We start from the raw sequence: 6,345 nt of genomic DNA on the forward strand, positions 1-6,345 counted from the left end.
TGGCAGAAGATCGGAGGAACGTGGTATTACCTGAAGAGCAGCGGAGCCATGGCAACCGGGTGGATACAGCTGGGAGGCAAGTGGTACTATCTGTACAGCAATGGAGCTATGGCATCTAATACATGGGTAGGTAAATACTATGTAAATGGATCCGGTGTATGGACAAAGACAAGATAAAAATTTAAGTCATGGGGTGTTTTCTAAGAGAAGAAAACACCCCATTTTAATGATTATAATTGGGATTAAAATTGTATAAAAATTTCATAAGGATGAAAACTAAAAAATAAAAGATATTGATTTAAGCCATATCTATTGACAATTTGTTATAAATTTATTATTCTAATCTTAACAATTGTTAACGAAATAACTAAAATAAAAGTAAATAAAAGTTGCGGTTTGTCATATGCGGATATGACATTTTAAAAGTAAGTCAGTGAGATTCTGACGCGTTCTGAGGACTCTGTATGGATAACAAAATCTAAGCCAGAAGCAATAACGCAGCTTGTGATTGTTGTATAGCGAAAAGTAAGGTATTATCTATAATCTTCTCAGTTTATTTGCTGAGGAGATTTTTGTGTTTTAGGAAACAGAGAATCCTGATTTACAGGATTCAACTTATAAATGAATAACCAGATGCGGTCTGCCGAAGTTATTATCGGCGTTTATCAGGAATTCGGTGAGAATCCGAAACAGTCTATCTCTACTGTAAAAGGGACGAACGCAGCATTGGCCACTGAAATAATGATTTGGGAAGGCGCTGTCAGTAGGAGGAACTTGAGTCAGGATATTGGACGCATTGTGTGGAGGTTAGGGTTCGTAGGCAAGGCGAAGCTCTTATTTTTGTGCGGAAAATGCGTATATGAGGTTTGCCCATATGAAAAAATAGATAGATAAAGGTGGAGGATTATGAAAAAGAAACTGGATGAGGCTGCATGGAGAGACCTGCAATATGATGAACGTACTTATACGAAGTACCAGGCAAAAAGGAATATGGATAAGGACATTGTGATACCGGATACCTATCGTTTTATTGGAAATGAAGCGTTTATGGGAAACGAGAGAATTAATTCAGTTACGCTTCCCAAGGGGTGTGTTGTAATTGGAAAAAGTGCTTTTGAGGGCTGCAGCTTTCAAAAGGAAGTGAAATATCCGGAGACCCTTTTGTGGATTAAACAGAGGGCGTTTTCCAGGAACAACCGGCTGCGGCGGGTACATATACCACCTTCGGTGGCAAAGATTGATAAGAATGCTTATAAGGAATGTAAAAAACTCTATAGGGCTGAATTTGCCAGGGGATCAAAGTGCAGAGTAATATCAGAGGGAATGTTTGACTGCTGCGGACGTCTGTCTCAGGTAGTGCTGCCGGATGAAATACAGTTAATCGGCAGAAGAGCCTTTTACCGATGCAAAGAGCTTCAGGAACTTCAGTTTCCCCAAAGCCTTAAAATAATAGAGTCAGAGGCTTTTTATTTTACAGGGCTTCAGAAACTGGAATTGCCTAATCAGCTGAGAGAGCTGGGAGAAGGTGCATTTTTCAAATGTAATAATCTCACAGAAGTTTCGATACCGCCCAGTGTAAAAAAAATAGGAAAATGGGTTTTCCACGGCTGCAATCGCCTGAAAGTTATTGAGATACTTCACGATCCCATGTTCATTGGTGAATGGATTATTAACAGGAGTGCAACCATAAGGTGCAGAAAAGGATCCGTGGTTGAGGAATACTGTAAAGAATATGGATTTAAAATGGAGTTTGTTGATGGTTCGCAGAATGACACTGCTGTATGAAAAATGAAAGGAGAAGAGTATGAGGGAGAAAAAGAGAGGACTACATAAGCGTATCATATCAATAGTGCTTGCAGTTGTAATGATAGTAAGCTCCTGTGTGATAAACCCAAGGACAATATCTGCGGCAGCCTGGGATCCACGGGAGGATTATAAGGATCTGAAACTTCGGTTCTGGGAGGACGAAGAGCCGGGAATCAGATTCTATATGAATGCTGGACTGAGATATATTTTGGAGACAGTAAAAAGTCCGTCAGTAGGAAGCACGTTTGGTGAATGGTCTGTTATGGATTTGCTGCGGGCAAAATATACTGGGATGGATTATCTGAATTATGTTGATACTGCCTATTATGATGACTATATTGATCGGATGGAAAAATATGTGTATGAACTCATATCGAAGGCATCAGATGGAAGGCTGCACAGCGCAAAATCTACGGAGTATAGTCGTTTGATTTTGACCATGTCTGCGATGGGATATGATATTACAAACGTTGGCAGTGTTTCCGAGCAGAAGGAAACCTATGATTTCATCGATCATCTTTCCCGATCTTATGCTTATTCACTAAAACAAGGAATCAATGGACCAATATGGGAAATAATTGCAATGAATACGGGAACCGCAGAAACGGGTCGGTACAATTTTTACGAAAAACCGTCAGGCGGATATCCCTCTGACTATAATAGTTTCGGCAAAATGCTGGACAATATTTTAAATAGAGAGATAACACAGTCTAATGGTACGAAAGGCGGATGGGCTCTTTATAACAATTATCCGGATATTGATATTACAGGAATGGCCCTTCAAGCATTGGCTCCGTATTATTTGGAGCCGGAACTGTTCGAAACTACTGGCGCTACAAAAAGCTATGAAGAACTCCAGGAGGCCGTAGAGAGAGGTGTTTATATACTTTCTGAAATGCAGGAAAAGAATGGCGGTTATGATAGCTGGGGAAGTGTTAATTGCGAGAGCATTGTTCAGGTTATTGTAGCACTGACAGCCCTTGATATTGATCCAAAAGCGGAAGAAGTTAATCTGCCTACAATTGGAAAAACATGCAGTTTTATGAAAGAAGGTTCTACGGTAGATGGTGTCTTCAGTGATAATATGATTGATGCCCTGCTGTCATTCTGGGCTCCCGGGAGCGGATCCTCACCGGAAGTGGGCGGGTTTAAGCACGTTACTTTTGGATATGACGGAGGTTCAGGTTCAGGAAGCGGTGTTAATGCCATGGCCACGGATCAGGCAGTGTATGGGTTGATAGCCTATGACAGATGGTTATCAGGACAAACGTCTTTGTATGATATGAGGGATTCCGATACTAATAATTATATATGGAGTGATTCTATTACCTATACTATAAAATTTGATGGAAATTCTTACACAGACAGTTTTGACAGTACATATTCCCCTTATGAAACAGCAGAACTTCCAGTAACTCCAGTGAATGGGGAGATGGAATTAATCGGATGGAATACAAAGGCAGATGGAACCGGTACTATGTATCTTCCCAAAGAGCTGCTGTCGATGCCCGAGCAGGATATCACTCTTTATGCACAGTATGGCAAACCGGATTTTCCGATTACCTGGGAATTGAATGGTGGTCTCTTAGCTGACGGGGTTGTACTGCCGGATGTTTATCGGCCAAGTACAGACAGTTTTGAGCTTCCTACCGCACAAGAAATAGCAAAACCAGGATATACCTTTGAAGGATGGTATGATAATGAAACCTTTAAGGGAAGTCCCGTCATAGCGGTGGAAAAAGGAAGCTATGGGGAAAAGAACTTTTATGCCAAGTGGCTGACTGATTGGGGCCCAATCACAAGATTTTATACAATAGTAAACAGCTGGACTACTATTACGTTGGCCGATAAAACTAGTATCAAAGAAGCAAGAGCCATTTATGACGGTATGGAACAGAATCAAAAGGATGCAGTCGGATCCATTGCATACAAAAAACTAGAGAATGCAGAGGCAGAACTGGCGCGTCAGGAGGAAATGAATCGTGGCGTCGACAGAGTAATTGAACTGATAAGAGCAATTGGGAGTGACATTACTTTGGAAAGTGAATCAGCAGTAATTGAGGCTCGAGAAGCTTACAGTGAACTTCCTAAAGAAGCACGTGATTTGGTTCTCAATTATCTTGAGCTTGTACAGGCAGAAAAAGCATTGGCGGAGTTAAAAGGAATACAGGAGGCAGCCGATGAGGTTATTGCAAAGATTCAGGCTATCGGCGGTGTGGATTTGGACAGCAAAGTGCAGATTGAAACAGCAAGGGCGGCATATAATGCTTTGAGCACGGAACAAAGGGAATTAATATCAGAGGATATTTATCAAATTCTAACAGATGCGGAAGCTGAATTAGAGGCATTGGAGACAGAGCAGGAGGCGGTTAGAAATGTCATTAATGCGATTACAGCATTAGGAGATATAACATCCGAAAGCTATGACGCTGTTAGTGCGGCAAGGATAGCGTATGATGGTTTAACTTATTTGCAGAAAAGGGGTGTCACAAATTATGATCTCCTTCTTAATGCAGAAGAAGAGTTGAGAAAAATAGAGGAGAACCAGGCAGAAGTACAAAATGTAAAGGACCTAATTGCTTCACTGGGAGACATTACCATTGACAGCTGGGATGCAGTAGGCAGAGCAAAGGCAGCATATCTTTTACTGGGGGATTCCCTGAAAACGGAATTATCACAGGAAGAGGTGGATATATTAGACCGGGCGGCGGCTCAGGTTAATATACTGGCAGAGGCAGAACAGGCAGATGAAGATTGGCCAAAAGCAAATGAAGTTATGGGAATGATCTCTTCTATCGGATTAGTAAGTTTGGAAAAGGAGGGAAAAATCGCAGAGGCACGGGATGCAATTTCGGCAGAAGGGATGACGCCGGCTGCAAAAGCGTTTGTAGAAAATTATTACTCTTTAGTTATGTGTGAAACTCAACTCCAAACGTTAAAGGAGTCTAAAGAACAAGCTGATCATGCGGAGGCATTAATTCTGGCAATCGGTGATGTGACAGCAGACAGTCAGGCAGCGATTGAACAAGCAAGATATTACTATGACAGCTTAAGCGACAAAGCAAAAGAATTTGTACAGGAAGAGACTCTGCAGATTCTTCTGGACAGTGAAGCAAAGTTCCTTCAGATTATTAATGAATTGGAAAATGCTGAAGATATGATTGTTGTACAGCCGGTTATTGATGCAATTGAGAGTATTGGGGAAGTAGATTTGACAAAAGAAGACCTAATTACTGCCGTTAGGGTTCAGTACCATACTTTAAATACAAGACAGAAAAAATTAGTGAGCAATTATGACCAATTAGAAGAGGCGGAACATAAGCTTGCGGATTTAAAAGCTTCCATGAAAAGAGTGGAAGAAGTGGTACTTATGATTCAGTCTATCGGTAAAGTGACCCAAGAAAGCAAAGATGATATTTACCGGGCACGTGCAGCCTATAATCTTCTGAGTGAGGACGAAAGGAATGAAGTAGGACAGGAGAATCTTGAGATCCTTTTAGAAAAAGAAACAGAGTTGGAGAAAATCTTACAGGAATATGGCGCAGTAACTAATACCATTGCATTAATAGATAATATAGGTACAGTAAGTCTGGATAAAGAAATTTTTATAACATCTGCAAGAAAAGCTTATGATTCATTGACTGAGGAGCAAAAGGATCAGATTACAAACTATAATATTCTGATTGCAGCTGAAAATGAGTTGGATAAGATACTTACAGAAAAGAAAGCAGTTGACGCACTAATTTCCCAAATTAATATTTTATGGAGTTCTATTGGTGAAGATGCGCAAAAGGTAACACTAGCCAAACGTTCTCAGATAGAGAATATAAGGGGTGAGATTAATAAACTTTCCCAGCAGCAGGTTACTTGGCTGGAGGCAGAAAATGCGTGGGTGAATTTCCAAGGGATGGAGAAAGAACTCGAAAGATTAAAAACAGAATTACTTCCTGCAAAAGTAACATTGAATCAGACTCAGGTAACTTTGGATAAGGGAGCAAGTTTTACTTTAACGGCAACGGTATCTCCTGATACCGCAGAAAATAAAAATGTAAAATGGCAGTCATTAGATCCATCTATTGTGCGGGTAGATGCAAAAGGGAAATTGACAGCGGTATCTCAGGGAACTACTAATGTAATAGCAACGACCGAGGCAGAAGGAAGGACAGCTTCCTGTAAAGTTACTGTAGTATATAGCGGCAAATGGATAAAAGACAGCAAGGGATGGTGGTTTCAGTACAACAGTGGAGGCTATCCACGTAACGGATGGAGTCTTGTATCCGGTAAATACTACTACTTTGATGCTAACGGGTATATGAAGACTGGATGGTTGTCAGTGGGTGGAAAGTGGTATTATCTGGGCAGCGATGGTGCTAGAAAAACTGGCTGGCAGAAGGTTGGAGCAAGTTGGTATTATTTGAATAATAGTGGAGTTATGGCTACCGGATGGGTAAAATTAGGCAATACCTGGTACTACATGAATGGAAGCGGAGCAATGCTGACTGGCTGGCAAAAGATAGGCGGAAGCTGGTACTACATGAA

2 protein-coding genes, 1 pseudogene and 1 riboswitch are annotated in these 6,345 nt (G+C 40.9%); all 3 genes and pseudogenes read left to right on the top strand.

The features are described from left to right. Nucleotides 1–177: pseudogene (locus BUA56_RS20265) on the top strand (lysozyme); the annotation flags it as partial. Nucleotides 178–619: 442 nt separating this feature from the next. Then, nucleotides 620–810: riboswitch (cobalamin riboswitch) on the top strand. Nucleotides 811–906: 96 nt separating this feature from the next. After that, entirely contained in the window at nucleotides 907–1,785 is an 879-nt protein-coding gene (locus BUA56_RS20270) for a leucine-rich repeat domain-containing protein (protein WP_072854595.1), read from the top strand. 19 nt (nucleotides 1,786–1,804) lie between these two features. Beyond that, a partial coding sequence (locus BUA56_RS23465) for an InlB B-repeat-containing protein (RefSeq protein WP_207650957.1) occupies nucleotides 1,805–6,345 on the top strand: 4,541 nt, incomplete at its 3' end.

It is taken from the genome of Lactonifactor longoviformis DSM 17459 (assembly GCF_900129135.1).
GTDB lineage: Bacteria > Bacillota > Clostridia > Lachnospirales > Lachnospiraceae > Lactonifactor > Lactonifactor longoviformis.